Origin of the sequence: Paenibacillus oryzae, assembly GCF_001675045.1 — a bacterium.
Classification (GTDB): domain Bacteria; phylum Bacillota; class Bacilli; order Paenibacillales; family Paenibacillaceae; genus Pristimantibacillus; species Pristimantibacillus oryzae.
In genome coordinates this window covers 1-1,285 of the sequence record NZ_LYPA01000008.1, presented here as the reverse complement: position 1 = coordinate 1,285, position 1,285 = coordinate 1, and the positions used below count along the sequence as shown (strand labels likewise).

The 1,285-nt window shown below is 46.7% G+C and carries 2 protein-coding genes; both read left to right on the top strand.

Features of this window, described 5'->3' with window-relative positions; translation table 11 throughout:
- Nucleotides 1–76: 76 nt before the first annotated feature.
- A complete protein-coding gene (locus A7K91_RS00050; protein ID WP_068678393.1) occupies nt 77–373 on the top strand; it encodes a transposase in 297 nt (98 codons plus the stop codon).
- Nucleotides 374–384: 11 nt separating this feature from the next.
- Entirely contained in the window at nt 385–1,242 is an 858-nt protein-coding gene (locus A7K91_RS00045; protein ID WP_245697112.1) for an IS3 family transposase, read from the top strand.
- Nucleotides 1,243–1,285: the final 43 nt, after the last annotated feature.

Genomic DNA, 1,285 nt, shown 5'->3' with positions numbered 1-1,285 from the left:
TGCATGTAGCATAGAAAGTGGACACCGAATTAGGAACGTTAGATAATGAACGTAACGAAGAAAGAGGTGTCCGGAAATGGTGGAACAAAAACAGCATTACAATGAAGATTTCAAAAAAAGAACGGTAAAGTACATCCAGGAGCAAACGAAGTCGTTGACAGAAATTGCGAATGAAATGGATATTCCAGCAGGGACGATCCGCAAGTGGCTGAACAAATATCGTGAATTCGAGAATGAACCGTTGGTAAATAGTGATCGCGTGAGAGAACTGGAGCGGCTGTTGAAAGAAAAAGAACAGGAAAACGCCGACTTAAAGGATGAACTCGCCATTGTAAAAAAGGCGGTTCACATCTTCAGCAGACCAAGGAACTAAGGTTCCAGTTTATCGGAGAACATCGCTTGGTTCATTCGGTAGTGAAGATGTGCAAAGTCCTCGAAGTTTCTACAAGTGGATTCTACAAATGGCTTAAAACAGAGATGAGCCCGCAAGCGCAGAAGAAAGCTCGAGTCATGGAGCAGATTAAGCGCGAATATGAAGCGAGCGACGAGGTGTATGGAAGCCCCAAAATCACCAAGGAACTGCATAACAAAGGGTTTTCCACCGCCAAACGGACGGTTTCGGTTTACATGCGGGAGATGGGTCTGCGCGCCTGTGTGAGCCGCAAGTTTAAACCGACGACGACAGACTCTAAACATGATTTGCCTGTTGCCCCAAACCTGTTAAACCAGCAATTCAAGGTGCTTAAACCGTGCACGGTATGGACGGCTGATATTACCTATATTCCTTGCAGGGAAGGCAAAATGTATCTGGCCAGCATTCTTGATTTGTGCACCCGTGAAATCGTCGGGTGGCGCCTGGGTGATCGGATGACTACCGCATTGGTCTTAGGTGCGCTGGAGATGGCCTACGCGGCCAAAAAACCATCCGCAGGGCTGATTCATCATTCCGATCGCGGTTCGCAATACGCCTCCAAGGACTACCGGGAGAAGCTCAAAGCGTACAACATGATAGCTAGTATGAGTCGCAAAGGCAACTGTTATGATAACGCGCCCATCGAATCCTTCCACAGTATTCTGAAGAAGGAGCTTATTTATCGCACCCGTTTTCACACGAAGCAACAAGCACAAGACGAGTTGTTTGCGTACATTGAATTCTTTTACAACCGCAAACGAATTCACAGTGCGCTCGGTTATGTCTCACCTGCACGTTTTTCGAAGCAATTCGCAAGCCGCGTCAACTAAGGGTTTCTTCATGTACTGTCTACTTTCTTGACATAAGTCCATT

Bases quoted from the DNA above. Each gene is read 5' to 3' on its own strand.
- A7K91_RS00050 (WP_068678393.1), top strand. From the start codon at position 77: ATGGTGGAACAAAAACAGCATTACAATGAAGATTTCAAAAAAAGAACG.